The 25,269-nt window shown below is 43.2% G+C and carries 40 protein-coding genes; 37 read left to right on the top strand and 3 right to left on the bottom strand.

The annotated features are described in order from the left end of the window. Positions 1 to 1,157 precede the first annotated feature (1,157 nt). The 36 genes from rpsJ to rpsI all read left to right on the top strand — a co-directional run bounded on the left by rpsJ (position 1,158) and on the right by rpsI (position 20,709). The gene (gene rpsJ / locus AC3EBE_RS19710; RefSeq protein WP_009791329.1) at positions 1,158 to 1,466 is read left to right on the top strand and encodes a 30S ribosomal protein S10; all 309 of its coding nucleotides are present in this window, start codon (positions 1,158 to 1,160) and stop codon (positions 1,464 to 1,466) included. A gap of 35 nt (positions 1,467 to 1,501) precedes the next feature. After that, the gene (gene rplC, locus AC3EBE_RS19715) at positions 1,502 to 2,125 is read left to right on the top strand and encodes a 50S ribosomal protein L3 (protein ID WP_488596737.1); all 624 of its coding nucleotides are present in this window, start codon (positions 1,502 to 1,504) and stop codon (positions 2,123 to 2,125) included. 26 nt (positions 2,126 to 2,151) lie between these two features. Beyond that, on the top strand, positions 2,152 to 2,775 hold the full coding sequence (gene rplD, locus AC3EBE_RS19720) for a 50S ribosomal protein L4 (protein ID WP_488596738.1): 624 nt from the start codon (positions 2,152 to 2,154) through the stop codon (positions 2,773 to 2,775). Then, entirely contained in the window at positions 2,775 to 3,059 is a 285-nt protein-coding gene (rplW, locus tag AC3EBE_RS19725) for a 50S ribosomal protein L23 (protein WP_125482137.1), read from the top strand. The genes rplD and rplW overlap by 1 nt, the downstream gene beginning before the upstream one ends. A gap of 29 nt (positions 3,060 to 3,088) precedes the next feature. Beyond that, entirely contained in the window at positions 3,089 to 3,919 is an 831-nt protein-coding gene (gene rplB / locus AC3EBE_RS19730; RefSeq protein ID WP_207503079.1) for a 50S ribosomal protein L2, read from the top strand. Positions 3,920 to 3,976: 57 nt separating this feature from the next. Beyond that, positions 3,977 to 4,255 (top strand): 30S ribosomal protein S19, encoded by a 279-nt coding sequence (gene rpsS, locus AC3EBE_RS19735; RefSeq protein WP_044393904.1) that lies wholly within the window; start codon positions 3,977 to 3,979, stop codon positions 4,253 to 4,255. 18 nt (positions 4,256 to 4,273) lie between these two features. Next, on the top strand, positions 4,274 to 4,615 hold the full coding sequence (gene rplV, locus AC3EBE_RS19740; RefSeq protein WP_079504264.1) for a 50S ribosomal protein L22: 342 nt from the start codon (positions 4,274 to 4,276) through the stop codon (positions 4,613 to 4,615). A gap of 3 nt (positions 4,616 to 4,618) precedes the next feature. Then, the gene (gene rpsC, locus AC3EBE_RS19745) at positions 4,619 to 5,275 is read left to right on the top strand and encodes a 30S ribosomal protein S3 (RefSeq protein ID WP_488596739.1); all 657 of its coding nucleotides are present in this window, start codon (positions 4,619 to 4,621) and stop codon (positions 5,273 to 5,275) included. 1 nt (position 5,276) lies between these two features. Further along, positions 5,277 to 5,711: a 50S ribosomal protein L16 gene (gene rplP, locus AC3EBE_RS19750; protein WP_488596740.1), complete on the top strand. Its 435-nt coding sequence runs from the start codon at positions 5,277 to 5,279 to the stop codon at positions 5,709 to 5,711. Next, a complete protein-coding gene (rpmC, locus tag AC3EBE_RS19755; RefSeq protein WP_079504261.1) occupies positions 5,701 to 5,901 on the top strand; it encodes a 50S ribosomal protein L29 in 201 nt (66 codons plus the stop codon). Before rplP ends, rpmC begins: the two co-directional genes overlap by 11 nt. 19 nt (positions 5,902 to 5,920) lie before the next feature. Continuing rightward, positions 5,921 to 6,184 carry a 30S ribosomal protein S17 gene (gene rpsQ, locus AC3EBE_RS19760; RefSeq protein ID WP_023626421.1) on the top strand — a complete coding sequence of 88 codons (264 nt, stop codon included), beginning with the start codon at positions 5,921 to 5,923 and terminating at the stop codon, positions 6,182 to 6,184. Between the two features lie 40 nt (positions 6,185 to 6,224). Then, positions 6,225 to 6,593 (top strand): 50S ribosomal protein L14, encoded by a 369-nt coding sequence (gene rplN / locus AC3EBE_RS19765; protein WP_488596741.1) that lies wholly within the window; start codon positions 6,225 to 6,227, stop codon positions 6,591 to 6,593. A gap of 34 nt (positions 6,594 to 6,627) precedes the next feature. After that, the gene (rplX, locus tag AC3EBE_RS19770) at positions 6,628 to 6,939 is read left to right on the top strand and encodes a 50S ribosomal protein L24 (protein ID WP_192472777.1); all 312 of its coding nucleotides are present in this window, start codon (positions 6,628 to 6,630) and stop codon (positions 6,937 to 6,939) included. A 26-nt stretch (positions 6,940 to 6,965) separates the two neighbouring features. Further along, positions 6,966 to 7,505, top strand: a complete 540-nt coding sequence (gene rplE, locus AC3EBE_RS19775) for a 50S ribosomal protein L5 (protein WP_041966519.1) — start codon at positions 6,966 to 6,968, stop codon at positions 7,503 to 7,505. 25 nt (positions 7,506 to 7,530) lie between these two features. After that, complete coding sequence (rpsN, locus tag AC3EBE_RS19780) at positions 7,531 to 7,716, top strand: 30S ribosomal protein S14 (RefSeq protein WP_009499044.1); 186 nt, start codon at positions 7,531 to 7,533, stop codon at positions 7,714 to 7,716. Positions 7,717 to 7,746: 30 nt separating this feature from the next. Next, positions 7,747 to 8,145, top strand: a complete 399-nt coding sequence (gene rpsH, locus AC3EBE_RS19785) for a 30S ribosomal protein S8 (RefSeq protein ID WP_476435491.1) — start codon at positions 7,747 to 7,749, stop codon at positions 8,143 to 8,145. A gap of 32 nt (positions 8,146 to 8,177) precedes the next feature. Further along, positions 8,178 to 8,714, top strand: coding sequence for a 50S ribosomal protein L6 (gene rplF, locus AC3EBE_RS19790; protein ID WP_488596742.1), 537 nt, complete (start codon positions 8,178 to 8,180; stop codon positions 8,712 to 8,714). A gap of 32 nt (positions 8,715 to 8,746) precedes the next feature. After that, on the top strand, positions 8,747 to 9,106 hold the full coding sequence (gene rplR, locus AC3EBE_RS19795; protein WP_488596743.1) for a 50S ribosomal protein L18: 360 nt from the start codon (positions 8,747 to 8,749) through the stop codon (positions 9,104 to 9,106). Between the two features lie 24 nt (positions 9,107 to 9,130). Then, entirely contained in the window at positions 9,131 to 9,631 is a 501-nt protein-coding gene (rpsE, locus tag AC3EBE_RS19800) for a 30S ribosomal protein S5 (protein ID WP_488596744.1), read from the top strand. 13 nt (positions 9,632 to 9,644) lie between these two features. Continuing rightward, complete coding sequence (gene rpmD / locus AC3EBE_RS19805) at positions 9,645 to 9,827, top strand: 50S ribosomal protein L30 (protein WP_488596745.1); 183 nt, start codon at positions 9,645 to 9,647, stop codon at positions 9,825 to 9,827. 32 nt (positions 9,828 to 9,859) lie between these two features. Continuing rightward, positions 9,860 to 10,300 carry a 50S ribosomal protein L15 gene (rplO, locus tag AC3EBE_RS19810; RefSeq protein ID WP_488596746.1) on the top strand — a complete coding sequence of 147 codons (441 nt, stop codon included), beginning with the start codon at positions 9,860 to 9,862 and terminating at the stop codon, positions 10,298 to 10,300. After that, entirely contained in the window at positions 10,300 to 11,595 is a 1,296-nt protein-coding gene (gene secY, locus AC3EBE_RS19815) for a preprotein translocase subunit SecY (RefSeq protein WP_488596747.1), read from the top strand. The genes rplO and secY overlap by 1 nt, the downstream gene beginning before the upstream one ends. 56 nt (positions 11,596 to 11,651) lie before the next feature. Further along, entirely contained in the window at positions 11,652 to 12,302 is a 651-nt protein-coding gene (locus AC3EBE_RS19820; protein ID WP_488596748.1) for an adenylate kinase, read from the top strand. After that, complete coding sequence (gene map / locus AC3EBE_RS19825; protein WP_488596749.1) at positions 12,302 to 13,048, top strand: type I methionyl aminopeptidase; 747 nt, start codon at positions 12,302 to 12,304, stop codon at positions 13,046 to 13,048. The genes AC3EBE_RS19820 and map overlap by 1 nt, the downstream gene beginning before the upstream one ends. Positions 13,049 to 13,267: 219 nt before the next feature. Further along, positions 13,268 to 13,486, top strand: a complete 219-nt coding sequence (gene infA, locus AC3EBE_RS19830; protein ID WP_075980338.1) for a translation initiation factor IF-1 — start codon at positions 13,268 to 13,270, stop codon at positions 13,484 to 13,486. 33 nt (positions 13,487 to 13,519) lie between these two features. Continuing rightward, complete coding sequence (gene rpmJ / locus AC3EBE_RS19835) at positions 13,520 to 13,633, top strand: 50S ribosomal protein L36 (RefSeq protein ID WP_000868344.1); 114 nt, start codon at positions 13,520 to 13,522, stop codon at positions 13,631 to 13,633. Positions 13,634 to 13,656: 23 nt separating this feature from the next. Further along, entirely contained in the window at positions 13,657 to 14,022 is a 366-nt protein-coding gene (rpsM, locus tag AC3EBE_RS19840; RefSeq protein ID WP_488596750.1) for a 30S ribosomal protein S13, read from the top strand. A 24-nt stretch (positions 14,023 to 14,046) separates the two neighbouring features. Further along, entirely contained in the window at positions 14,047 to 14,436 is a 390-nt protein-coding gene (gene rpsK, locus AC3EBE_RS19845) for a 30S ribosomal protein S11 (RefSeq protein ID WP_125482121.1), read from the top strand. A gap of 175 nt (positions 14,437 to 14,611) precedes the next feature. Beyond that, positions 14,612 to 15,556: a DNA-directed RNA polymerase subunit alpha gene (locus AC3EBE_RS19850; RefSeq protein ID WP_488596751.1), complete on the top strand. Its 945-nt coding sequence runs from the start codon at positions 14,612 to 14,614 to the stop codon at positions 15,554 to 15,556. A gap of 79 nt (positions 15,557 to 15,635) precedes the next feature. Next, positions 15,636 to 15,998, top strand: a complete 363-nt coding sequence (gene rplQ, locus AC3EBE_RS19855) for a 50S ribosomal protein L17 (RefSeq protein ID WP_488596752.1) — start codon at positions 15,636 to 15,638, stop codon at positions 15,996 to 15,998. A gap of 420 nt (positions 15,999 to 16,418) precedes the next feature. Beyond that, on the top strand, positions 16,419 to 17,258 hold the full coding sequence (locus AC3EBE_RS19860; RefSeq protein ID WP_488596753.1) for an energy-coupling factor ABC transporter ATP-binding protein: 840 nt from the start codon (positions 16,419 to 16,421) through the stop codon (positions 17,256 to 17,258). Beyond that, positions 17,234 to 18,103, top strand: a complete 870-nt coding sequence (locus tag AC3EBE_RS19865; RefSeq protein WP_488596754.1) for an energy-coupling factor ABC transporter ATP-binding protein — start codon at positions 17,234 to 17,236, stop codon at positions 18,101 to 18,103. The genes AC3EBE_RS19860 and AC3EBE_RS19865 overlap by 25 nt, the downstream gene beginning before the upstream one ends. Then, positions 18,100 to 18,897, top strand: coding sequence for a cobalt ECF transporter T component CbiQ (cbiQ, locus tag AC3EBE_RS19870; protein ID WP_488596755.1), 798 nt, complete (start codon positions 18,100 to 18,102; stop codon positions 18,895 to 18,897). The genes AC3EBE_RS19865 and cbiQ overlap by 4 nt, the downstream gene beginning before the upstream one ends. A gap of 13 nt (positions 18,898 to 18,910) precedes the next feature. After that, complete coding sequence (gene truA, locus AC3EBE_RS19875) at positions 18,911 to 19,648, top strand: tRNA pseudouridine(38-40) synthase TruA (protein WP_488596756.1); 738 nt, start codon at positions 18,911 to 18,913, stop codon at positions 19,646 to 19,648. Positions 19,649 to 19,858: 210 nt separating this feature from the next. Then, a complete protein-coding gene (gene rplM, locus AC3EBE_RS19880) occupies positions 19,859 to 20,296 on the top strand; it encodes a 50S ribosomal protein L13 (protein WP_475094087.1) in 438 nt (145 codons plus the stop codon). 20 nt (positions 20,297 to 20,316) lie between these two features. Continuing rightward, positions 20,317 to 20,709: a 30S ribosomal protein S9 gene (gene rpsI, locus AC3EBE_RS19885; protein ID WP_488596757.1), complete on the top strand. Its 393-nt coding sequence runs from the start codon at positions 20,317 to 20,319 to the stop codon at positions 20,707 to 20,709. A gap of 110 nt (positions 20,710 to 20,819) precedes the next feature. On the opposite strand, the gene AC3EBE_RS19890 is transcribed toward rpsI, so the two are convergent. The 3 genes from AC3EBE_RS19890 to AC3EBE_RS19900 all read right to left on the bottom strand — a co-directional run bounded on the left by AC3EBE_RS19890 (position 20,820) and on the right by AC3EBE_RS19900 (position 23,415). Continuing rightward, complete coding sequence (locus tag AC3EBE_RS19890) at positions 20,820 to 21,530, bottom strand: hypothetical protein (RefSeq protein WP_488596758.1); 711 nt, start codon at positions 21,528 to 21,530, stop codon at positions 20,820 to 20,822. A 116-nt stretch (positions 21,531 to 21,646) separates the two neighbouring features. Next, a complete protein-coding gene (locus AC3EBE_RS19895; RefSeq protein ID WP_488596759.1) occupies positions 21,647 to 22,453 on the bottom strand; it encodes an endonuclease I family protein in 807 nt (268 codons plus the stop codon). Next, the gene (locus tag AC3EBE_RS19900) at positions 22,450 to 23,415 is read right to left on the bottom strand and encodes a S8 family peptidase (RefSeq protein WP_488596760.1); all 966 of its coding nucleotides are present in this window, start codon (positions 23,413 to 23,415) and stop codon (positions 22,450 to 22,452) included. The genes AC3EBE_RS19895 and AC3EBE_RS19900 overlap by 4 nt, the downstream gene beginning before the upstream one ends. Before the next feature lie 333 nt (positions 23,416 to 23,748). Here AC3EBE_RS19900 and AC3EBE_RS19905 point away from each other — a divergent pair. Next, on the top strand, positions 23,749 to 25,269 hold a 1,521-nt coding region (locus AC3EBE_RS19905; protein ID WP_488596761.1), incomplete at its 3' end, for a hypothetical protein.

Raw genomic sequence — 25,269 nt, forward strand, 5'->3', positions numbered from 1 at the left:
GTTTACGTGCTAGAAGTTCAATTCCAAGTGGACCACTCAGATACTCCTGCACCACCATTACTTTAAAACTTTCACTATATTTAGCCATAATAAAACACCCCAGAAGTTAGAATTTCACTCTAACTTCTGGGGTGCACATTACGATCCAGCTGCTTTTTTATTTGTGTTAAATGTTTTGTATCTATATAAATATATAGAATAAAGAATTTGATAGATCTCTCTGCAAACAGGCAGTCGAACAGGGATCTTAGCAGCGCATGAAGATTTGGCATTTGGATAATAGTTTTAAAGAGGCTTTGCAGTCTTTAGATTCAAGAGAATCCTATCCTTCTTAGAAGAAAAATTGATCTAATAAAGCCCGACCGTAAATAAAAACTCGTTAACCGTAAATAAACTCCCTCTAACCGTATATAAAACATCGATAACCGTTAATATATCTCTTCTAACCGTAAATAAACTGTTCATTCCGGGTTCCGACAGTAAACATTGTCTCTAAAAACACGCAACATTTGGACAAGACGAGGAAGAGAACAAAAAAATTGTCTGATTGCTATTAGGATTTGGACTGGATTCCACACGCAGAAGCAAATATTGTCTTAGCACAATCACCAATGAGACAATAGTCTAGGATTCATATCTAATGCTGATGGATAACGGTCTTCCATTGGAAAGGATCCATTGGTTCACTAACTCCAATGAAATGAAGAAATAATTAAGCGGGAATCCTTTAAGAAAGACATTAGATGCACAACGCAAGTAAATGTTAGAGAAATCAAAGTCAGACAGCCACACTTAAATGCACAATATAAAAACCGAATCGAGTTTCTTCTATATAATATAACCTCAAGATTAAGCCTCGAAGTTCAATCCTCTTCCAGCAGGAATTATTTTCTCTGCATCTAAATTGTTAGACTTTTTCCAGACGACTTGTAAAATATCGATTGGGCCGCTATAATAATAAAAGTGTGTTGAACATAATGAAATTGCGGAATTAATGTTGCGTTTACGTTATGTTTTATGTATAATAGACAATGTTGGTCTTTGACTGCGATGATGCGAAAGGTTGCTGACACACCCGGCCGCTTTGCCATGGCGAGTGTGTGGGAAATTTTCGCGGAGAATGTCTATTTTAAAATAGGCGAAAAGGAGGGAAAGTAATGGCAAAACAAAAAATTCGTATCCGTTTAAAAGCTTATGATCACCGTATCCTTGATCAATCAGCAGAGAAAATCGTGGAAACAGCGAAGCGTTCTGGCGCGGCAGTGTCTGGTCCAATCCCACTACCTACAGAAAAGTCAATCTACACAATTCTTCGTGCGGTGCATAAGTACAAAGATTCTCGTGAGCAATTCGAGATGCGTACTCATAAGCGTCTGATTGATATCATCAATCCGACTCCACAAACGGTCGATTCACTAATGCGTTTAGACCTGCCATCAGGTGTAGATATCGAAATCAAACTTTAAAATAAACATTATTATTCACAGGAGGTGTGACTGAAATGACCAAAGGAATCTTAGGAAGAAAGATCGGTATGACTCAAGTATTTGCTGAAAATGGCGACCTTATCCCGGTTACTGTTGTAGAAGCTTCTCCAAACGTAGTGCTTCAAGTTAAATCTGTTGAGACAGATGGTTACGAAGCGGTACAGCTTGGCTTTGAAGACAAGCGTGAAAAGCTTTCCAACAAACCAGAAAAAGGCCACGTTGCAAAAGCAAACACTGCTCCTAAGCGCTTCGTGAAAGAATTGAACGGAGTAGCAGGATATGAAGTTGGTCAAGAAGTCAAAGTTGATATTTTCGCAGAAGGCGAAATCGTAGATGTTACAGGAATCTCAAAGGGTAAAGGTTTCCAAGGCTCAATCAAGCGCCACGGACAATCTCGCGGACCAATGGCTCACGGTTCTCGTTACCACCGCCGCCCTGGTTCAATGGGTCCTGTTGCTCCAAACCGCGTATTCAAAGGTAAAGCATTACCAGGACGCATGGGCGGAGAGCAGATCACTGTTCAAAACCTACAAATCGTTAAAGTTGACGCTGAGCGTAACCTTCTGTTAATCAAAGGAAACGTTCCAGGTGCTAGAAAAGCCCTTCTAAAAATCAAAGGTGCTGTAAAAGCGAAGTAATTTTTACAGGAAAGGAGGAAACAAGAATGCCTAAAGTAGCATTATTCAACCAAGCTGGTTCACAAGTTGGAGAAATCGAACTTAACGATTCAGTATTTGGTATTGAGCCTAACAACCACGTAATGTTCGAAGCAGTTGTAATGCAGAGAGCTTCATTACGTCAAGGAACTCATAAAACAAAAATTCGTTCTGAAGTAGCGGGCGGCGGACGCAAACCATGGCGTCAAAAAGGTACTGGCCGTGCACGTCAGGGTTCTATCAGATCTCCACAATGGCGCGGAGGCGGTACTGTATTCGGACCAGTTCCACGCAGCTACAGCTATAAATTGCCTAAAAAAGTTCGTCGTTTAGCGATCAAATCTGCTCTATCATCTAAAGTACAAGCTGAAAACATCCTTGTTCTTGAAAGCCTTGCTTTCGAAGCTCCAAAGACAAAGGAATTCACAAACGTACTTAAAGGTCTTTCAGTTAACTCTAAAGCCTTAATCGTAACAGCAGGTTTAGACGAGAACGTCGCTCTTTCTGCACGCAACATTCCTGGAGTAACTGTTGTTGCTGCCGACGGAATCAGCGTACTGGATGTTTTAAATCATGATAAGCTGATCATGACAAAAGCAGCTGTTGAAAAAGTAGAGGAGGTGCTTGCATAATGGATGCACGCGATATCATTAAGCGCCCCGTTATTACAGAACGTTCTTCTGATCTTATGACTGAGAAGAAGTACACTTTCGAAGTTGATACAAGAGCGAACAAGACACAAGTTAAAGATGCGATCGAAACTATTTTCGGCGTAAAAGTTGAAAAAGTTAACATCATGAACTACAAAGGTAAGTTTAAGCGTATGGGTAAATTCGGCGGTTACACAAACAAGCGTCGTAAAGCTATCGTAAAGCTTACTCAAGACAGCAAAGAAATCGAATTCTTCGAAGTATAAAAACTTAATTAGAAGAGGAGGGAAACGAAATGGCGATTAAAAAGTACAAACCTACCTCCAACGGTCGTCGTAATATGACAGCATCTGATTTTGCTGAAATTACAACTGACAAGCCGGAAAAATCCCTGCTTGCTCCGTTGCACAGAAAAGGCGGTCGTAACAACCAAGGTAAGTTAACTGTTCGTCATCAAGGTGGCGGCCACAAGCGTCAGTACAGAATCATCGACTTTAAGCGTACAAAAGATGGCATTCCAGGACGCGTTGCCACAATTGAGTATGATCCAAACCGTTCAGCAAACATTGCGTTAATTAATTATGTAGATGGTGAAAAGAGATATATCCTAGCTCCTAAAAACCTAGAAGTAGGTATGGAAGTTATGTCCGGCCCAACAGCTGACATTAAAGTAGGTAATGCTCTACCACTAACTAACATCCCAGTTGGTACAGTAGTACACAACATCGAATTGAAGCCTGGCAAAGGCGGACAATTAGTTCGTTCAGCAGGAACTTCAGCACAGGTTCTTGGTAAAGAAGGCAAATATGTATTAGTTCGTTTAAACTCTGGCGAAGTACGTATGATCCTTTCTGAGTGCCGTGCAACTGTTGGTCAAGTTGGTAACGAACAACACGAATTGATCAACATCGGTAAAGCAGGTCGTTCACGCTGGTTAGGCAAGCGCCCAACAGTTCGTGGATCTGTAATGAACCCTAATGATCACCCACACGGTGGTGGTGAAGGACGCTCTCCAATCGGACGTAAATCACCAATGTCACCATGGGGCAAGCCGACTCTTGGTTACAAGACTCGCAAGAAGAAAAACAAATCCGACAAGTTTATCGTACGTCGTCGTAAAAAATAACGGGATTGAGCTACGGTTCGCGGGAACCGTAGGGCAATCACGAAGGGAGGTTCAATCATGGGTCGCAGCTTAAAAAAAGGACCTTTTGTTGATGAGCACTTAATCACAAAGATCGAAAAGTTAAATGAAACTGAAGGCAAGAAAGTTGTTAAAACTTGGTCTCGCCGTTCAACGATCTTCCCACAATTCATCGGACACACAATTGCTGTCTACGATGGTCGCAAACATGTACCTGTATACGTCACTGAAGACATGGTAGGTCACAAGCTTGGAGAATTCGCTCCAACTCGTACTTACAAAGGTCATGGCAATGACGATAAGAAAACAAGACGTTAATGAGAGGAGGGCATCCAAATGCAAGCTAAAGCTGTTGCAAGAACAGTTCGTATTGCTCCTCGTAAAGCTCGCTTAGTTCTAGATTTAATTCGAGGAAAGCAAGTTGGTGAAGCGGTTGCTATCTTAAACCTTACCCCAAAGGCAGCTTCTCCAATCGTAGAAAAAGTGTTGAAGTCTGCATTAGCGAACGCAGAACACAACTATGAAATGGATGTTAATAACCTTGTCGTATCCGAAGCTTATGCAAACGAAGGACCAACGTTGAAACGTTTCCGTCCACGCGCTATGGGCCGTGCAAGTGCAATTAACAAACGTACTAGTCATATTACAATCGTTTTATCAGAAAAGAAGGAGGGATAATCAGTGGGTCAAAAAGTAAATCCAGTCGGTTTGCGTGTCGGAATCATCCGTGATTGGGAATCAAAATGGTACGCAGGCAAAGACTACGCTGATCTTTTACACGAAGACCTTAGAGTTCGTGAGTACATCACTAAGCGTTTACGCGATGCTTCTCTTTCTAAAGTTGAAATCGAACGTGCTGCAAACCGCTTAAATGTAACTGTCCACACTGCGAAGCCAGGAATGGTTATCGGTAAAGGCGGTACTGAGGTTGAAGCTCTACGTAAAGCGTTGAACGAACTTACTGGCAAACGTGTTCATATTAACATTCTTGAAATCAAAAAAGCTGATATCGATGCGAAATTGGTTGCTGAAAACATCGCGCGCCAATTGGAAAACCGTGTGTCTTTCCGTCGTGCACAGAAGCAAGTTATCCAACGTGCTATGCGTGCTGGCGCTAAAGGTATCAAGACAATGGTATCCGGCCGTCTTGGCGGTGCAGACATCGCTCGTTCAGAACAATACAGCGAAGGAACAGTTCCACTTCATACTCTTCGTGCCGATATCGACTACGCTACTGCTGAAGCAGATACGACTTACGGAAAACTTGGCGTAAAAGTATGGATTTATCGTGGAGAGGTCCTTCCTACTAGAAAGAAAACTGAGGAAGGAGGCAAATAATATGTTATTGCCTAAACGCGTAAAATATCGTCGTCAACACCGTGGCAAGATGCGCGGTCAAGCAAAAGGCGGTACTGAAGTAAACTTCGGTGAATTCGGTTTACAAGCTACTGAAGCTTCTTGGATCACAAACCGTCAAATCGAATCTGCCCGTATTGCAATGACTCGTTACATGAAACGTGGCGGTAAAGTTTGGATTAAAATTTTCCCTCACAAGCCATATACTGCAAAGCCTCTAGAAGTCCGAATGGGTTCCGGTAAAGGTGCTCCTGAAGGTTGGGTAGCAGTTGTTAAACCAGGCAAAGTAATGTTCGAAGTAGCTGGCGTTTCTGAAGAAATCGCACGTGAAGCATTACGCCTTGCAGCACACAAGCTTCCTGTTAAGTGCAAGTTTGTGAAACGAGAAGAAATTGGTGGTGAATCTAATGAAAGCTAATGAAATTCGTGACCTTACCACTGCTGAAATTGAACAAAAAGTTAAATCATTAAAAGAAGAGCTATTCAACCTGCGCTTTCAATTAGCGACTGGACAACTTGAAAACACAGCTCGCATTCGTGAAGTACGCAAAGCGATTGCTCGTATGAAGACTGTAATTCGTGAACGAGAGATCGGCGTTAACAGATAATTGAGAGGAGGTTCTCACAATGAGTGAACGCAACCAACGCAAAGTTTATACTGGACGCGTAGTATCTGACAAGATGGACAAAACTGTTACTGTTCTTGTTGAGACATACAAAAAGCATCCACTATACGGCAAGCGTGTAAAATACTCTAAGAAATTCAAGGCTCATGATGAGCAAAACGAGGCAAAAATCGGCGACGTAGTACGTATCATGGAAACTCGTCCGCTATCTGCCACAAAACGTTTCCGCCTTGTTGAAGTGGTGGAAAAAGCTGTTATTATCTAATTGTTCGGATTAAGGTTTATTCCGAAGGGAGGTTACTCGCATGATCCAACAGGAAACACGTTTAAAAGTTGCTGACAATTCAGGTGCTCGTGAAGTTCTAACTATTAAAGTCCTTGGCGGTTCTGGCCGTAAGACTGCTAATATTGGTGACATTATCGTCTGCACAGTGAAACAAGCAACACCAGGTGGCGTTGTTAAAAAGGGTGACGTTGTTAAAGCAGTAGTTGTTCGTACAAAGACTGGTATGCGCCGTACTGACGGTACTTACATCAAATTTGACGAAAATGCATGTGTAATCATCCGTGACGATAAGAGTCCTCGTGGTACTCGTATCTTCGGACCAGTTGCTCGTGAACTACGTGAAAACAACTTCATGAAGATCGTTTCATTAGCTCCAGAAGTACTATAATCTATTTCAAATGCCTTTAAGGAGGTGCACACAGATGCATGTAAAAAAAGGTGACAAAGTAATGGTCATCTCTGGTAAGGACAAAGGCAAAACAGGGATCATCCTTGAAGCTTATCCAAAGCAAAGCCGTGTTCTTGTAGAAGGGATCAATATCGTGAAAAAACACGCTAAGCCTTCACAAGTAAACCCACAAGGTGGGATCTTGAACCAGGAAGCACCTATCCATGTATCAAACGTAATGCCTGTTGATCCGAAGTCTGGAAAGCCAACCCGAGTTGGTTACACAGTTGAAAACGGCAAAAAGGTACGCGTTGCTAAAAAATCCGGTGAAGTTCTAGATAAATAGTCTATTGAAGAAGGGAGGTACAATCGATGAACCGCCTAAAAGAAAAGTTCAACAATGAAATTACTCCTGCTCTAATGAGCAAGTTTAACTATAAGTCAATCATGGAAGTTCCTAAACTTGAAAAGATCGTAATCAACATGGGTGTGGGTGACGCTGTTGCCAACGCTAAAGCTCTTGATGTTGCAGTTGAAGAATTAGCAACGATCACTGGTCAAAAGCCAGTTGTGACTCGCGCTAAGAAATCAATCGCTGGCTTCCGCCTTCGTGAAGGTATGCCAATCGGTGCGAAAGTTACTCTTCGCGGTGAGCGCATGTACGAATTCATCGACAAGTTAATTTCAGTTTCTTTACCACGTGTACGTGACTTCCGCGGTATCTCCAAGAAGTCATTCGACGGACGCGGAAACTACACACTAGGTGTTAAAGAACAATTAATCTTCCCTGAAATTGATTACGATAAAGTAAATAAAGTTCGTGGCATGGACATTGTTATCGTTACGACTGCTAATACTGACGAAGAAGCTCGTGAACTATTAACACAATTCGGAATGCCATTTCAAAAGTAATCTCTAATAAGAGGGAGGCGAAAACGTGGCTAAGAAATCAATGATTGCGAAACAAAAACGCACGCCTAAATACAAGGTACAAGAGTATACTCGCTGTGAGCGCTGCGGCCGTCCGCACTCTGTATACCGCAAATTTAAGCTTTGCCGTATTTGTTTCCGTGAATTAGCATACAAAGGACAAATTCCTGGTGTGAAGAAAGCTAGCTGGTAAAACTGAAAGCTCTGGAAGGAGGTTAATTAAATGGTCATGACAGATCCGATTGCAGATTTGCTTACTCGTATTCGTAATGCGAATATGGTACGTCACGAAAAATTAGAAGTACCTGCTTCTAACATTAAGAAAGAAATCGCTGAGATCCTCAAGCGTGAAGGTTTCGTGCGTGACGTTGAATATATCGAAGACAACAAACAAGGTATCATCCGCATCTTCTTGAAGTACGGTGCAAACAATGAGCGTGTTATCACTGGTCTTAAGAGAATCAGTAAGCCAGGACTTCGCGTTTACGCAAAATCAAACGAAGTGCCAAAGGTACTTAACGGTTTAGGTATTGCTTTAGTTTCAACTTCAAACGGCGTTTTAACTGACAAAGAAGCTCGCGCTAAGCAAGTAGGCGGAGAAGTTTTAGCATACGTTTGGTAATAGATTTTTCTGAATGAATGGAGGTGCAACACATGTCTCGCGTAGGTAAAAAACCAATTGAAATCCCAGCTGGTGTTACTGTTACTCTTGATAACAACAACGTAACAGTTAAAGGACCTAAAGGTGAATTAAATCGTACTTTTCACTCTGATATCGAAATCAAAGTTGAAGAGAACGTAATCAATATCTCTCGCCCATCTGAAGCGAAGGAACACCGTGCATTACACGGAACAACTCGTGCTGTTCTTGCAAACATGGTTGAAGGTGTATCTAAAGGATTCGAAAGATCTCTTGAACTAGTAGGTGTCGGTTACCGTGCTTCTAAGCAAGGCAACAAGCTTGTACTTAACGTTGGATACTCTCATCCAGTTGAAATCGAGCCAGAAGCTGGCATCGAAGTAGAAGTACCTGCAAACACAAAGGTGATTGTAAGAGGAACTGATAAAGAGCGTGTTGGCGCATTGGCTGCTAACATCCGTGACGTACGTCCGCCAGAGCCGTACAAAGGCAAAGGTATTCGTTATGAAGGCGAATTTGTACGCCGCAAAGAAGGTAAAACAGGTAAGTAATGCCGCATAGGTTAACGAAAGGAGTGACGTAAATGATTACGAAGGCTGATAAAAACGCTACTCGCCGTAAAAGACATGCTCGTGTCCGTGCGAAACTTAGCGGAACTGAAGCTCGTCCTCGTCTAAATGTGTTCCGTTCTAACAAGCACATTTACGCTCAACTAATTGACGATGTAAATGGAGTAACTCTAGCGAGTGCTTCTACTATGGATAAAGAAGTTAATGTTGAAGGCAATAACCTTGAAGCAGCTAAGACAATCGGTGAACTGATCGCTAAGCGCGCTGTAGAAAAAGGTTACAAATCAGTAGTATTTGACCGTGGCGGATACCTCTATCACGGCCGCGTCCAGGCACTAGCTGATGCTGCCCGCGAAAACGGCTTAGAATTTTAATAGAAAAAGGAGGGACACAAAAAGATGCGTCGTATTGATCCAAACAAACTTGAACTTGAAGAACGCGTAGTTACGGTTAACCGTGTTGCGAAAGTTGTTAAAGGTGGACGCCGTTTCCGTTTTTCTGCTCTTGTAGTAGTAGGAGATAAAAACGGTTATGTCGGTTTCGGTACTGGTAAAGCTCAAGAAGTACCTGAAGCGATTCGCAAAGCTATCGAAGATGCGAAGAAGAACCTAATCCAAGTACCTATGGTTGGTACTACAATTCCTCACCAGGTTATCGGACACTTTGGTGCTGGTGAAATCCTTCTGAAGCCTGCTTCTGAAGGTACAGGAGTTATCGCTGGTGGTCCAGTTCGTGCGGTTCTAGAATTAGCTGGTGTTGCAGACATCCTTTCTAAATCACTTGGAACTAACACACCAATCAACATGGTACGTGCAACTCTTGACGGCTTAAAGCAACTTAAGCGTGCAGAAGACGTAGCGAAGTTACGCGGTAAATCTGTGGAAGAACTGTTAGGATAAGGAGGGAAATCAAATGGCTAACAAATTAGAAATTACCCTCACTCGCAGCTTGATCGGCCGTCCGCAAGATCAGCGTGAAACAGTTAAGGCTCTTGGTTTGCGTAAAATGAACCAAACAGTTGAGCAAGCTGATAATGCTGCAATCCGCGGTATGATCAACAAAGTTTCTCACTTAGTTACTGTTACTGAAAAATAATCTATTCTTCTTGAAAATAAGGAGGTGCCAACATGAAACTTCATGAATTAAAGCCTGCAGAAGGTTCCCGTAAAGAACGCAAGCGTCTAGGACGCGGTATCGGTTCTGGTCAAGGTAAAACTGCTGGTAAAGGTCATAAAGGTCAAAACGCTCGTTCTGGCGGCGGTGTACGCCTTGGATTTGAAGGTGGTCAAACTCCTTTATTCCGACGTCTGCCAAAACGCGGTTTCACGAACATCAACCGCAAAGAATATGCAGTCGTTAACCTTGATGCACTAAACGTATTCGAAGAAGGAACAGAAGTGACTCCAGAACTTTTAATCGAGACAGGTCTTGTTAAGAAGGAATTAGCAGGTGTGAAAGTACTTGCTAAGGGAAGCTTGAACAAGAAGCTAACTGTTAAAGCTCATAAGTTCTCCTCTGCAGCCGAAGAAGCAATCAAAGCTGCTGGCGGTCAAACTGAGGTGATTTAATGTTCCAGACAATCTCCAATTTTATGCGCGTGGGTGAAATTAGAAATAAAATCTTCTTCACCCTTTTAATGTTGATTGTATTTCGTCTTGGGACATTTATTCCTGTTCCAAACGTAAATGCAGATATTTTGAGAGCACAGGATGACATGAGTGTCTTCGGTGTGCTTAATACATTTGGCGGCGGTGCACTGAAGAACTTCTCCATTTTCGCAATGGGGATCATGCCTTACATCACCGCGTCAATCATCATTCAGCTTTTACAGATGGATGTTGTGCCGAAGTTTACTGAATGGTCTAAGCAAGGAGAAGTCGGACGCCGTAAATTAGCTCAGTTTACCCGCTATTTCACGATTGTCCTTGGCTTCATCCAGGCATTCGGTATGTCTTATGGTTTTAACAACATGGCTGGCGGGTTATTAATCCAAAATTCAGGTATCGGAACTTACTTGCTGATTGCTACGGTCTTGACTGCCGGAACTGCATTCTTAATGTGGCTGGGCGAACAGATCACTGCTAAAGGAGTAGGCAACGGTATTTCCATCATTATCTTTGCAGGTATTGTTGCTGGTATTCCGACGATGGCCAACCAGATTTATGCACAACAGTTTGAAGATGCCGGTGACGCATTGTTCCTTCGCATCGTGACTGTATTGCTAATTCTTTTGGCTGTAATCGCAATTATCGTGGGTGTTATTTTCATCCAGCAGGCAACACGTAAAATACCTATTCAGTACGCTAAACGCATGAGCGCTGGTAACAACGCGGTTGGCGGCCAGAACACTCACCTTCCTTTGAAAGTGAATGCGGCTGGTGTTATCCCGGTTATCTTCGCAATTTCGTTTATCGTTACTCCTCCGACAATCGCTCAGTTCTTCGGCACTAACGATGTAACGCTTTGGATCCAGAAAACCTTCGATTACACACAGCCGATCGGTATGATCGTCTATGTAGCATTGATCGTCGCGTTTACTTATTTCTATGCATTCATCCAGGTTAATCCTGAACAGGTTGCCGAGAATCTGAAGAAGCAAGGTGGATATGTTCCAGGCATCCGTCCTGGCAAAAACACACAGGATTACTTGACTAAGGTATTGTACCGCCTGACACTTGTCGGCGCGATCTTCCTTTCATTAATCTCTGTGCTGCCAGTATTTTTCATTAAATTTGCTGGACTGCCTCAATCTGTACAGATTGGCGGAACAAGCTTGCTGATCGTTGTCGGCGTTGCGCTTGAAACGATGAAGCAGCTTGAAGCTCAGCTAGTAAAACGCCATTATAAAGGCTTTATAAAATAAGATTTAGGGGACTTTGTTCCCTGAATCTTTAAATAGAGACTGAGGGGGGAAAACTTGTGAATTTAGTTCTGATGGGGCTTCCGGGTGCCGGTAAGGGCACGCAAGCCGATAAAATTGTTGTGAAATACAACATCCCTCATATCTCAACAGGAGATATGTTCCGTGCAGCTATCAAAGAAGGAACGGAACTTGGATTACAGGCAAAATCTTTCATGGACAAGGGAGAGCTTGTTCCAGATGAAGTAACGATCGGAATCGTTCGTGAACGCTTAAGCAAGGCTGATTGTGAGAAAGGTTTTCTTTTAGATGGATTCCCGCGCACAGTAGCCCAGGCAGAAGCACTGGATTCAATGCTTGCTGAGCTTGACAAGAAAATCGATTTTGTCATCAATATTGATGTAGATCAAAGCATTCTTATGGAGCGTTTGACAGGACGCAGGATTTGTAAAAACTGTGGGGCTACCTACCACTTAGTGTTCAATCCACCTTCTCAGGAAGGCGTATGTGACCGTTGTGGCGGAGAGCTTTATCAGCGTGCTGATGATAATGCCGAAACAGTTCAAAACCGTCTGGATGTAAACATCCAGCAAACAAAGCCTCTGTTGAACTTCTATGAAGATAAAGGTTACTTACGCAATATCAACGGTCAGCAAGACATCAACAAGGTGTTTGCTGATATCGAAGAATTGCTTGGGGGCTTACGTTAATGATCGTCAGTAAAACCCCTCGTGAAATAGAAATTATGCGAGAAGCAGGTCGCATTGTTGCGATGACTCATCAGGAGCTTAAGAAGCATATTGCTCCTGGCATGACAACGAAAGAACTGGACGCCATTGCTGAGGATTTTATCCGCAAACAAGGTGCTACCCCGTCTTTTAAGGGTTATAATGGTTTTCGCGGCAGCATCTGTGCATCTGTCAATAACGAACTAGTTCACGGGATTCCTGGTGAACGGGTTCTGAAGGTTGGCGATATCATCAGTATTGATATCGGGGCCAAGTACAACGGATACCACGGGGACTCCGCCTGGACTTACCCGGTAGGCAAGATTGATGCAGAAAGCCAGCGTCTTTTGGACGTGACCGAGGAATCATTGTTCAAGGGCTTGAAAGAAGCCAAACCAGGAGAACGTCTTTCGAACATCTCCCATGCGATTCAAACGTATGTGGAATCTGAAGGTTTTTCTATTGTTCGTGAGTATGTCGGCCATGGAATTGGGCAAGAATTGCATGAGGACCCGCAAATTCCTCATTATGGCCCTCCTAACAGGGGACCAATGCTGAAGCCTGGAATGGTACTTTGTATCGAACCGATGGTGAATGCGGGCAGCCGCTATGTAAAGACGTTGGCCGATAATTGGACTGTCGTAACGGTTGACGGTAAAATGTGTGCCCACTTTGAGCATACAATCGCGATTACTGAGACTGGCTTTGAAATCTTAACGAAAGCCTGATCAATGGTATCCGGTTACCTGATTCTGTTTTAAAGTCTGGAAATAGGCAAAATGAGATTTTATTGCGGACGGGAAGCCTGCTTTATGTTATAATCATAAGGTTGAGTTTTTCTCATCATTTTTTTGTAACCATAGCAATGCCACTAATAGAAGGCCGAGCTCCGCAGCTGCGGGCTTTATGATTGAATACGTATTTGAATCAAGAAGGGAGACCAGTTTATGGCGAAAGACGATGTAATTGAAATCGAAGGCACAGTGACAGAAACTTTGCCTAATGCAATGTTTAAGGTAGAATTAGAGAATGGTCATACAGTGTTGGCTCATGTTTCCGGCAAAATCAGAATGCACTTCATTCGGATCCTGCCAGGAGATAAGGTAACAGTTGAGCTTTCTCCATATGATTTGACTCGCGGAAGAATTACCTACCGCTTTAAATAAACCCGACTCCGTACTATCAAGGAGGTTAGAGTAATGAAAGTGAGACCATCTGTTAAGCCAATTTGCGAAAAGTGTAAAGTTATTCGCAGACGCGGTAAAGTAATGGTGATCTGTGAAAACCCTAAACATAAACAAAAACAAGGTTAATATTAAAGGAGGTGCGCATCTAGATGGCACGTATTGCTGGTGTAGATATTCCACGTGAAAAGCGTGTAGTAATTGCTTTAACATACATTTACGGAATTGGCAGATCAACTGCTGAGAAAGTTCTAGCTGAAGCTGGTGTTTCTGAAGAAACTCGCGTACGCGATCTTACTGAAGAAGAACTTAACAAAATCCGTGACATTATCGACAAGCTAAAGGTTGAGGGTGATCTACGTCGTGAGATCTCACTAAACATCAAGCGTCTAATGGAAATCGGTTCTTACCGTGGGTTGCGTCATCGTCGTGGATTGCCTGTTCGCGGACAAAACACGAAGAACAACGCACGTACTCGTAAAGGTCCTCGTAAGACTGTAGCTAACAAGAAAAAATAATCCGTAAAGGAGGGTAACATTTAAATGGCTCGTAAAACTAATACACGCAAACGCCGCGTCAAAAAGAATATTGAAAGTGGAGTTGCGCATATTCGTTCAACTTTTAACAATACAATCGTAACAATTACAGACGTACATGGTAATGCATTATCATGGTCTAGTGCAGGTGCGCTTGGATTCAAGGGATCTCGTAAATCTACTCCATTCGCAGCACAAATGGCAGCAGAAACTGCAGCGAAGTCTTCTATGGAACATGGTTTGAAAACTTTAGAGGTAACTGTTAAGGGACCAGGTGCTGGCCGTGAAGCAGCAATCCGTGCTCTTCAAGCAGCAGGCCTTGAAGTTACAGCTATTAAAGACGTAACTCCAGTTCCACATAACGGCTGCCGCCCACCAAAACGTCGCCGTGTTTAATTTTTCTGTATAGAATTTGTAGTCCTGTCTATAATGGGATATGATACAAATATTTCTAGGTATACAGAAATCATTAATCCAGTTGTTGTGCACAAACGGGAACGTATACATGGGGGACTTTCGGTATGGTGAAAAACCAGCCGGGGTTTCGACGTTTTGAAGGAGGGTATATTTGATGATCGAAATAGAAAAACCAAAAATCGAAACGGTTGAGATCAGCGATGATGCCAAGTACGGCAAGTTTGTCGTAGAACCGCTTGAGCGTGGATATGGTACAACTTTGGGTAACTCCTTACGTCGTATCCTATTATCCTCACTCCCAGGTGCAGCTGTTACATCGATTCAAATCGATGGAGTACTTCATGAGTTCTCAACAATTGAAGGCGTCGTAGAAGATGTTACATCAATCATTTTAAATGTTAAGAAATTAGCATTGAAAATCTACTCTGATGAAGAGAAGACACTCGAAATCGATTTACAGGGCGAAGGTCCAGTTACTGCAGCAAATATCACGCATGACAGTGATGTTGAAATCCTGAATCCGGATCTTCACATTGCAACGCTTTCCAGCAAAGGTTCAATGCGTATGCGTTTGACTGCAAGAAGAGGACGCGGTTATACACCTGCTGACCAAAATAAGCGGGAAGACCAGCCGATCGGTGTGATTCCAATCGATTCTATCTATACACCGGTTTCACGTGTATCTTATCAGGTGGAAAACACTCGTGTAGGGCAAATGACCAATTATGACAAGCTTGTGTTCGACGTTTGGACAGACGGAAGCACAGGTCCTAAGGAAGCAATTGCACTCGGTGCTAAGATCCTGACAGAGCATTTGAACATTTTTGTCGGTTTGACTGACGAAGCTCAAAATGCTGAAATCATGGTTGAAAAAGAAGAAGACCAAAAAGAAAAAGTTCTGGAAATGACAATTGAAGAACTTGATCTTTCTGTTCGTTCATATAACTGCCTGAAGCGCGCTGGCATCAACACTGTTCAGGAGCTTGCTCACAAGACTGAAGAAGATATGATGAAGGTCCGCAACCTTGGCAGAAAATCATTAGAAGAAGTAAAAGCAAAACTAGAAGAGCTAGGCTTAGGCTTACGTAAAGATGACTAGTTAATTGCAGATTAACTAGGCATTTTACTGTCACTCCTAAAATGCCAGCTTACGATTTCAACAAAGGAGGGAAACACTCATGGGATACAGAAAGTTAGGACGCACTAGTGCTCAACGTAAAGCAATGCTTCGTGACTTAACAACAGACTTGATTATCAATGAGCGTATTGAAACTACTGAAACACGTGCGAAAGAGCTTCGTTCAGTTGTTGAGAAAATGATTACTCTTGGAAAGCGCGGAGATCTTCACGCTCGCCGTCAAGCTGCTGCTTGGGTTCGCCACGAAGTTGCTAACGCTGAAACTAACCAAGATGCAGTTCAAAAACTATTCGCTGATATCGCTCCACGCTATGCTGAGCGTCAAGGTGGATACACTCGTATTATGAAACTTGGACCACGTCGCGGAGACGGAGCTCCAATGGTAATTATCGAGCTAGTTTAATACCTTTAAACACTCACAACAAGGGCGATGGACAGTTTATACAAACTTGTTTCATCCCCTTTTTTTCTTATAATCAGGGCATGCCTCTGACGAAAATGAAAAAAGCAGCACAAGCCAAAACGAGCGTTATGATGAGCAGGCTTTAAAAGAGGGAATGCTCACTGTCCATAAGGCAGGAACGCCAGGATGGATGACGTCCGGCTGCGATCATCTGTTTAACAGATTCTATCGCCGAGCTTTTCCTGCCTGTCTCGTCTAGCTCATGCACTTCTTCCCAGTCCATTCTTGGACTCAGCATTCTGCGGAACATTTCCGCCCGGGAAGAGGTGCAGGCTTTTTTTATATCCGGAAATAATAGAACATCAGTCAGGATGCAATAGAGAGATGAGTCAGCAAAGAAGAGTCGAGAGGAGGACGGAGATGCCAAAGCTCCTTGTCAGTATAAAGAATGTTTCATTTAGTTATGATGCCGCGCAGTCGCCTGCCTTAAATAATATCAGTTTCGATATATATGAAGGAGAATGGCTTGCAATTGTCGGCCATAATGGTTCAGGTAAATCGACGCTGGCCAAGCTATTAAATGGTCTGCAATTCCCTCAGGAGGGGTCGATCTCAGTCTGTGGAATTACACTATCAGAGGATACAGTGTGGGATATTCGCAAAAATGTTGGAATGGTTTTTCAAAATCCTGATAACCAGTTCGTAGGGACAACGGTTCAGGATGATGTGGCTTTTGGTCTGGAAAATCACGGTGTACCTAGGGAAGTCATGGTCGAGCGTGTCCAAAATTCACTTGAAAAAGTCAAAATGGGAACCTTTCTAAATCAAGAGCCGCACCATCTGTCAGGCGGCCAGAAGCAACGTGTAGCTATAGCGGGTGTACTTGCCCTGCAGCCGGCGATTATCATTCTGGACGAGGCTACCTCTATGCTGGATCCACGGGGCCGGGCTGAGGTCATAGAAACCGTACGTGAGTTGAAAAGCAAAGAGAACATAACTGTTATATCAATAACACATGATCTTGAAGAGGCTGCCAAGGCTGACAGGATCATTGTCATGAATAAGGGACAGCTATATCGTGAGGGCACTCCTGAAGAAATCTTTCAAATGGATGAAGAACTAATACAACTCGGGTTGGATATTCCTTTCCCTGTAAAAATGAGCAAAAAACTGCGAGAAAAGGGAATTGGGCTATTCAAATCCTATTTAACAGAAGAAGAGCTGGTGACAGAATTATGGACATCTCACTCAAAAATGTAGAATATCGTTACCAGGCAAATTCACCATTTGAACGTCTTGCGATTTCCGATGTCTCCATTGATATTCCTTCTGGCACCTATTTGGCGATCATCGGGCATACAGGCTCAGGGAAGTCTACGGTTTTGCAGCACTTGAATGCGCTGCTGAAGCCTACGAAAGGCTCTGTCGTAATAGGAAGCAGAGAGATCAAGGCTGACAGGAAGGAAAAGAATCTTAAGGGTGTCCGTGAAAAGGTAGGAATCGTTTTTCAGTTTCCGGAGCATCAATTATTCGAAGAGACTGTCGAAAAGGATATTTGTTTTGGGCCGATGAATTTTGGTGTTTCAGAGAAAGAAGCTAAATCACGTGCGAGGGCAGCGATCGAACTGGTCGGACTGTCTGAGGAAATTCTTGAAAAATCCCCATTCGATTTGTCAGGCGGGCAGATGCGCCGCGTCGCCATTGCAGGAGTGCTGGCAATGGAGCCTGAGGTCATTGTATTGGATGAGCCGACTGCCGGACTTGATCCGCGCGGCCGTAAAGAAATAATGGACTTATTTTATTCCCTTCATAAAAAGAAAAACTTATCTACTATATTAGTTACCCATAGCATGGAAGACGCCGCCCGTTATGCGGATGAAATCGTCGTCATGCACCAGGGGAAAGTTTTTACAAAAGGCAGCCCGATGGAGATCTTTTCAAATCCACAGGCGCTCATTGATTTAGGGCTGGATGTACCAGAAGTAGTTGGGCTGCAGCTGAGGATTGAAAAGGCGTTTGGAACGAAATTCAACAGGATCAGTCTTTCAGAAAACGAGCTTGCCGAAACGGTAGCACAGTTTTTGAAAGGGGGACACCTGAAATGATGGAGAAAATGATCTTTGGCCGCTATGTGCCAGGAGAGTCAGTCCTGCATCGAATGGACCCGCGCTCCAAGCTGGTCATAGTGTTCCTTTTCGTCTGTATCGTCTTCATTGCAAACAATGCATGGACATATGGGATTTTAGCTGCTTATACACTCTTGATGGTCGGGATGTCCAAAATCCCGCCCCGCTTCCTTTATCAAGGTCTGAAGCCTGTTTTATTTCTGGTGGCTTTCACTTTCCTGCTGCATATATTCATGACCAGGGAGGGGGACATCGTTGTGGACTGGGGCTGGCTGAAAATCTACGAGGAAGGAATCAGGCAGGGGCTTTTTATCTCACTGCGCTTCTTCCTGCTGATCCTGATTACGTCACTCCTGACGCTCACGACAACACCAATCGAAATAACCGATGGTTTAGAAACTTTGCTCAACCCGTTGAAAAAAGTGAAATTCCCTGTTCATGAGCTGGCGCTGATGATGTCAATCTCGCTAAGATTCATTCCAACGCTCATGCAGGAGACAGATAAGATTATGAAGGCCCAGACGGCAAGGGGTGTCGAATATAACAGCGGCCCTGTAAAAGACCGGATCAAAGCGATAGTACCGCTGCTGATTCCCCTGTTCATCAGCTCATTCAAACGCGCAGAAGAGCTTGCAGTGGCCATGGAAGCAAGGGGCTACCAGGGCGGGGAAGGCCGCACAAAGTACCGCCTGCTTAAATGGGGGATTTCTGATACTGCGATGCTCCTCTTTTTGGCGGCAGTAACGGTTCTATTAATTGTATTCAGAGGATAATGGGGTTTGAATCATGCCGCGAATAAAATGTACAGTTGCATATGATGGAACATCGTTTTCTGGATACCAGGTTCAGCCTGGCAAAAGGACTGTCCAGGGAGAGTTTGAAAAGGTGCTGGAGAGGCTGAATAAAGGCGTGAGCACCAGAGTAAGCGCATCTGGACGCACAGACGCTGGTGTACATGCCCGCGGCCAGGTCATCCATTTCGATACTACGCTCGAAATCGAGCCTGATAGATGGGAAATTGCGCTTAATTCGCTGCTCCCAGCCGATATTGCCATCCAGCAGGCGGAGATCGCCAAACCTGACTTCCATGCACGTTTTGATGCAGTCGGGAAGGAATATCGGTACTTTTTGCTTCCTTCCAAAACACGTGACCCTTTTCAAAGAAATTATGCCTACCAGTTTCCTTATGGACTTGACTTCGAGGCGATGAAGGAAGCAATCGGGCATTTGACAGGGACTCATGATTTTACCAGCTTCTGTTCTGCGAGAACAGAAGTAGAAGACCGGGTCAGGAACTTAAAGGAAATCGATATAATTGAAGAGAACGGCCTGCTCGTATTCCGGTTTGTCGGGGACGGATTCCTTTATAATATGGTACGGATCCTCACAGGGACGCTTCTGGAGGTCGGTACTGGACGGCGGGAAGCTCGGACTATGCCGGAGCTCCTTGAAAAAAAGGACCGCACCTTAGCCGGGAAAACGGCTCCTGGGCATGGCTTGTATCTTTGGAAGGTATTCTATTAATTTTCTTCATAAGAAAATAGGTAATTAATTTGAAAAAATGTTTATGACAACTAATCCTGGTGTTGACAATCTCTCAACCACAGGTTAAGATATCATATGTATGTATTTTAAACCCACGATCAGCCCCGGAAGAGCTTTATCGTGTTTGAAAATATATTCAACCAAATGAATGTGATTTAATTTTTTTTTGACTATTTAGGAGGGAAACTCATGCGTACAACGTTTATGGCAAATGCCAACAATATCGAGCGTAAATGGTACGTAGTTGACGCTGCAGGCAAGACTCTTGGTCGCCTTTCAACTGAAGTTGCAGCTATTCTACGTGGTAAACATAAACCAACTTTCACACCACATGTTGACACTGGTGATCACGTAATCATCATCAACGCTTCTAAGATCGAACTTACAGGTAAGAAACTTACTGACAAAATCTACTACCGCCACACTATGCACCCAGGTGGTTTGAAGCAAAGAACAGCTCTTGAAATGCGTACTAACTACGCTGAAAAGATGCTTGAACTTGCAATCAAAGGCATGCTTCCAAAGAACTCTCTTGGACGCCAAATGTTTAGAAAGCTTCATGTATATGCTGGTAACGAGCATCCACATCAAGCACAACAACCAGAAGTTTACGAACTTCGCGGATAATTATTAAGGAGGTAATTAACTTGGCACAAGTTCAATATATCGGTACCGGTCGTCGTAAGAGCTCCGTTGCGCGAGTTCGTTTAGTACCAGGCACTGGCAAAATTACAATCAACGATCGTGAAATTGAAAACTACATCCCATTCGCTGCTCTACGTGAAGTAGTAAAGCAACCTCTAGTTGCTACTGAAACTGTAGGAGCTTACGATGTACTTGTAAACGTAAATGGCGGTGGATACACTGGTCAAGCTGGCGCAATCCGCCACGGTATCGCTCGTGCGTTACTTCAAGCTGATCCAGAATTCCGTCCAACACTTAAGCGTGCAGGACTATTAACTCGTGACGCTCGTATGAAAGAACGTAAGAAATACGGTCTTAAAGGCGCTCGTCGTGCACCTCAGTTCTCAAAGCGTTAATTTTTACGCTTCGAAAGACTCTCAACCTTTGTTGGGGGTCTTTTTTTTATTCACACATGAAAAAAGGGAGGGAATCCGCAAAAAATGGGATTGTCCTCCGTCTTTTTCTTTCAGTCCTCATATCCCAGCATTGAATCCATGTGACTGGCAATCATGGCAATGATGGTTGGCGCTTCTTCTTTTGTGAAGATAAAATTGGTCTCGTCCTTAATCAATTCCTCATCTTCCGTCCATAAGCGGTTGATCCGGCGAAGCACTCCGTCACCAGTTTCCTGTACAACGCCGAATTGGTAGGTCACTTCTACTTCGTCCTCTCTATGGAACGCAGTCACCTCAGGAGTTTCCCATTCCACATCGATTTGCTCAAGGATATCATCATCGTCTGCGATTTCAGTAATATAGAGCTCTTCCTCCTCATCCAGTTCGTCTATATCGTCATCCTCATAGACATCCACATATTCTGTGTCATCTTCTTGAGTGGCGTAAAAGACATCGACATCATCATCTGTATCATTAATATAGTCATGAAAACCTTCATGCACGGCATCGACAATATCGTCTATATCTGAAAGGATGACCCGGGCAGGCTGCTCTAGTTCATCATCAATCTTTTCGGTATAGAATTCTTCGTTATGAGGGTCAAAGAATAATGAGTAAAAATACTCTCGATCCCCATCCTCATACTCCATGAAAAACTCGATTCTTGGATGCTTTGAGCCCCGCTCAACAGCCATTTGGCCATCCTGATCGTATTTTTCACATATAGATTCAAGATGATCCTGCAATTCTCCAACTACACGATCAAACCATTCCATTGACATAGCAATCCATCCTTTCATCTTTAATATGTAATAGTTTGCCCTGGGAGTTAAAAATTCTTGAAAACAGTACTAGGTAAATGCAGGAATTGAATTTTGGAAAAGTAAAAAACCGCCCATTACAGGCGGTCCCTTATCCCAAACATTCTTTCCGCAGCATCTGGAAAATCAATAAAAGGGTTGCGGTTTCCCTGAAGCTCCTGGATTGCTGCATTTCGATGGCTTTCATATAAAGTGACAGTATGTTCCTCATGCCAGCTTAGCAAAATTTCAAAATTGAATTTATCCCTAAGGTCGAGTACATCCTTGTATCTTATTGAAAAATAGAATACAGCCCGTGCGACGATGCCTTTCCCGTATTCGGGCTCAAATTTCTGATCCTCTGCCATGCCACATCCTGTTTTTATTGTATTGATCCTGGGCTCAGGATCATACGATTGAAAATCAAAGTAGGGATAGTTGCTTCTCATCCGGTTGCATGATGGTTCGCATGCAAATAGGTGGTGCAAATCTCCTCTCATGGGCTCGTATCCATTAAACCAGGACTGTGGGACAACATGCTCACAGTTGTAAACAAGACTTTCATTTACTGATAATATCCCTTCCTGAAGCTTCTGGTACAATCTTAAATCTTCTTCAATAACATTCAATGGATCAATCTGGTGTCCAGAATATAAGCTTTTCAGCTCGAGGTTTTCCTGCAAATCGACCCAGGGATACACATATTGGTGCGGTGCATAATTCAAATGGATGGAATGGGTTCCGGCTAACAGCTCTTGCAGGTCACAGGCTTTATCAATATTACAATCGCGGTAATACTCCTCTCGCTTTTTAGCATCCTCTAAACCATCATAATAGGGTCTGCTATCAATGCATATTAAATGCTGCTCCTTGGCTGTGAGCCATTGCTGTTGTATGTTAATCATATTTTATTTAATGCCAGTGTCTTGAAATTTTGATCGAAGATGCCGGAAAGTTGTTCAGGTACAGTCAAATAAAGCAATCCGTTTCCTTCAAGCTTTGGGGAATTGCCAAGCGGAACTGTGCGCCTGATTAACTGAGCGTATAATTCAGGTTCGGTAAGCTGTTTTTCAAATAGTTGATTAGCGTAAGGTTTTATCAAGGCTAGCGCGCCAGATACATGGGGAGCGGCCATGGAAGTCCCGCTTAAGGTTGCATACTTTCCATTTAGATAGGTGGAGAGGATGCGTTCCCCGGGAGCAACCAGGTCGATTTCATTATTAGAATTTGTAAAATCAGAGGAATTTCTCTCGAGATTGACTGCGCCAACGGAAATTACTTCGTTATAGCAGCCTGGGTAGGCGAATTCATTGGTAGAGTCATTGCCATCGCCTTCATTCCCTGCAGCACAGACAACAAGAATGCCTTTTGCCACTGCAGCTTTGATAGCAGCATGGAGCTCGGGAACATCCGTTGGTCCTCCTAGGGACATTGAGATGATGTCAGCATTCTGGTCAATTGCGTATTCAATGCCTTTTATAATCCACTCATAGCGGCCTGAACCGGCCTTGTTCAATACTTTTACAATTAAAAGACCTGCTTCTGGTGCGGCACCAATGACTCCAGCACTGTTCTCCGTGGCGGCAATTGTCCCTGCAACATGGGTACCATGCCCATTATAATCAGTGAAAATATCCGGGTTGCTGCGGTCATCATCTGTAAAGTTTCTGCCGCCAAGTATGCGGTCCTTTAAATCTGGATGTGTGATCTCACAGCCAGTATCAAGGACAGCCACCTTGACGCCTTTGCCTTTTGTGAAGCTCCAAAGTTTTGGTGCCTGGATTAACTCAATCCCCTTAGGAACTTCATTAATCTCCTCAGCCTCATTGATTACCTTGTATGGAATAACGCGAACATATTGCTCCATTTCTTTCCCTCCTTAGAGATTAAAATTGAAGCGAGTTCTGGTTGTAACTAACATTCTAACAATTCAGAATATTTATGAACAGTATCATTAGTAGGGTTATTTGATAGAATACAGGCAGTTTACTTCATGACAAGTGGGCTTTTTTTCCTAAATCTGTAATTATAGAGGAGCAGCTTTGTGTGATAAGGAAAAGGAAGCACTGGATTTACGCGATTCTATGAAAATGTGCTCACCCATTTAGTGTGTAATTAGAGAAAAGCCGACCTTTACCCAAACCAAGTCAATTTCCAAGCATACTATGTACTTGAATATTAAAGGTAAGGAGTGTGAAAAATGGGGACGAGACATTTTTGGGAAGAGATATTTTGTATACTGAAAAAAATTCTTTGTGAATTAGAAAACCCAAGGTATGGCCTAAAAGAAATCAAGCATGAGATCAGGCATATTGAGAGTATGCTTGAGAATCCTTATTATGGCCTGAAGGAAATTAAATCGGAAATTCGGCATATTGAAAAAATGCTGGAGAATCCATCCTTCGGTCTTAAGGAAATTAAGTCTGAAATCAGGCTTATAGAAAGTCTGCTTCAAAATCCTTCCTTTGGGTTGGAGGAAATCAAATCTGAAGTGCGAGCTATCGAGAGCTTGCTTGAAAGCTTCTCGCTAGGCAACATCGAGAGCATCTTATTAAATCCATCATTTGGACTAGAAGAAATCAAGTCCGAAGTTGCAGCAATCGAAGACGCCATCTTCAATCCTTCCTTTGGGTTGGAGGAAATCAAATCTGAAGTTGCAAACATCGAAAGCATTTTATCCAACCTGACGTTTGGAACAATTGAAAGTATCTTAACGAATCCATCATTCGGCTTGGAAGAGATTAAGTCGGAAGTTGCAGCAATTGAGAGTGCTATCTTCAACCCTTCTTTTGGTTTAGAGGAAATCAAATCAGAGGTAGCGGCGATTGAAAGTGCCATCTTTAACCCATCGTTTGGTCTAGAAGAGATAAAGTCAGAAGTTGCGAATATCGAGAGCATTTTATCAAACCTAACGTTTGGCGTAATTGAAAGTATCTTAACGAATCCGTCATTCGGTTTGGAAGAAATCAAATCGGAAGTCGCAGCAATCGAGAGTGCGATTTTCAATCCATCGTTTGGTCTAGAAGAGATAAAGTCCGAAGTGGCGAATATCGAGAGCATTTTATCGAACCTGACGTTTGGCGTACTTGAAAGCATCTTAACAAATCCGTCATTTGGCTTGGAAGAGATCAAGTCGGAAGTTGCAGCGATTGAGAGTGCTATCTTCAACCCTTCTTTTGGTTTAGAGGAAATCAAATCAGAGGTAGCGGCGATTGAAAGTGCAATATTCAATCCATCGTTTGGTCTGGAAGAGATAAAGTCCGAAGTGGCGAACATCGAGAGCATTTTATCAAACCTGACGTTTGTCGTAATTGAAAGTATCTTAACGAATCCGTCATTCGGTTTGGAAGAAATCAAATCGGAAGTAGCAGCGATCGAAAGTGCAATCTTTAACCCATCGTTTGGTCTGGAGGAAATTAAATCCGAAGTCGCGGCCATTGAAAGTGCGATCTTCAACCCGTCCTTTGGTTTGGAAGAGATCAAATCAGAGGTTGCAAACATTGAAAGTATTTTATCGAACCTGACGTTTGGAGTAATCGAAAGCATCCTGAGGAACCCAAGCTTTGGCCTTGAGGAAATTAAATCAGAGGTTGCAGCAATCGAAAGTGCGATCTTCAACCCATCATTCGGTTTAGAAGAGATCAAGTCGGAAGTAGCGAACATTGAAAGCATCCTGATAAACCCAAGCTTTGGTCTAGAGGAAATTAAATCAGAAGTCGCA

This window comes from Mesobacillus sp. (assembly GCF_057785455.1).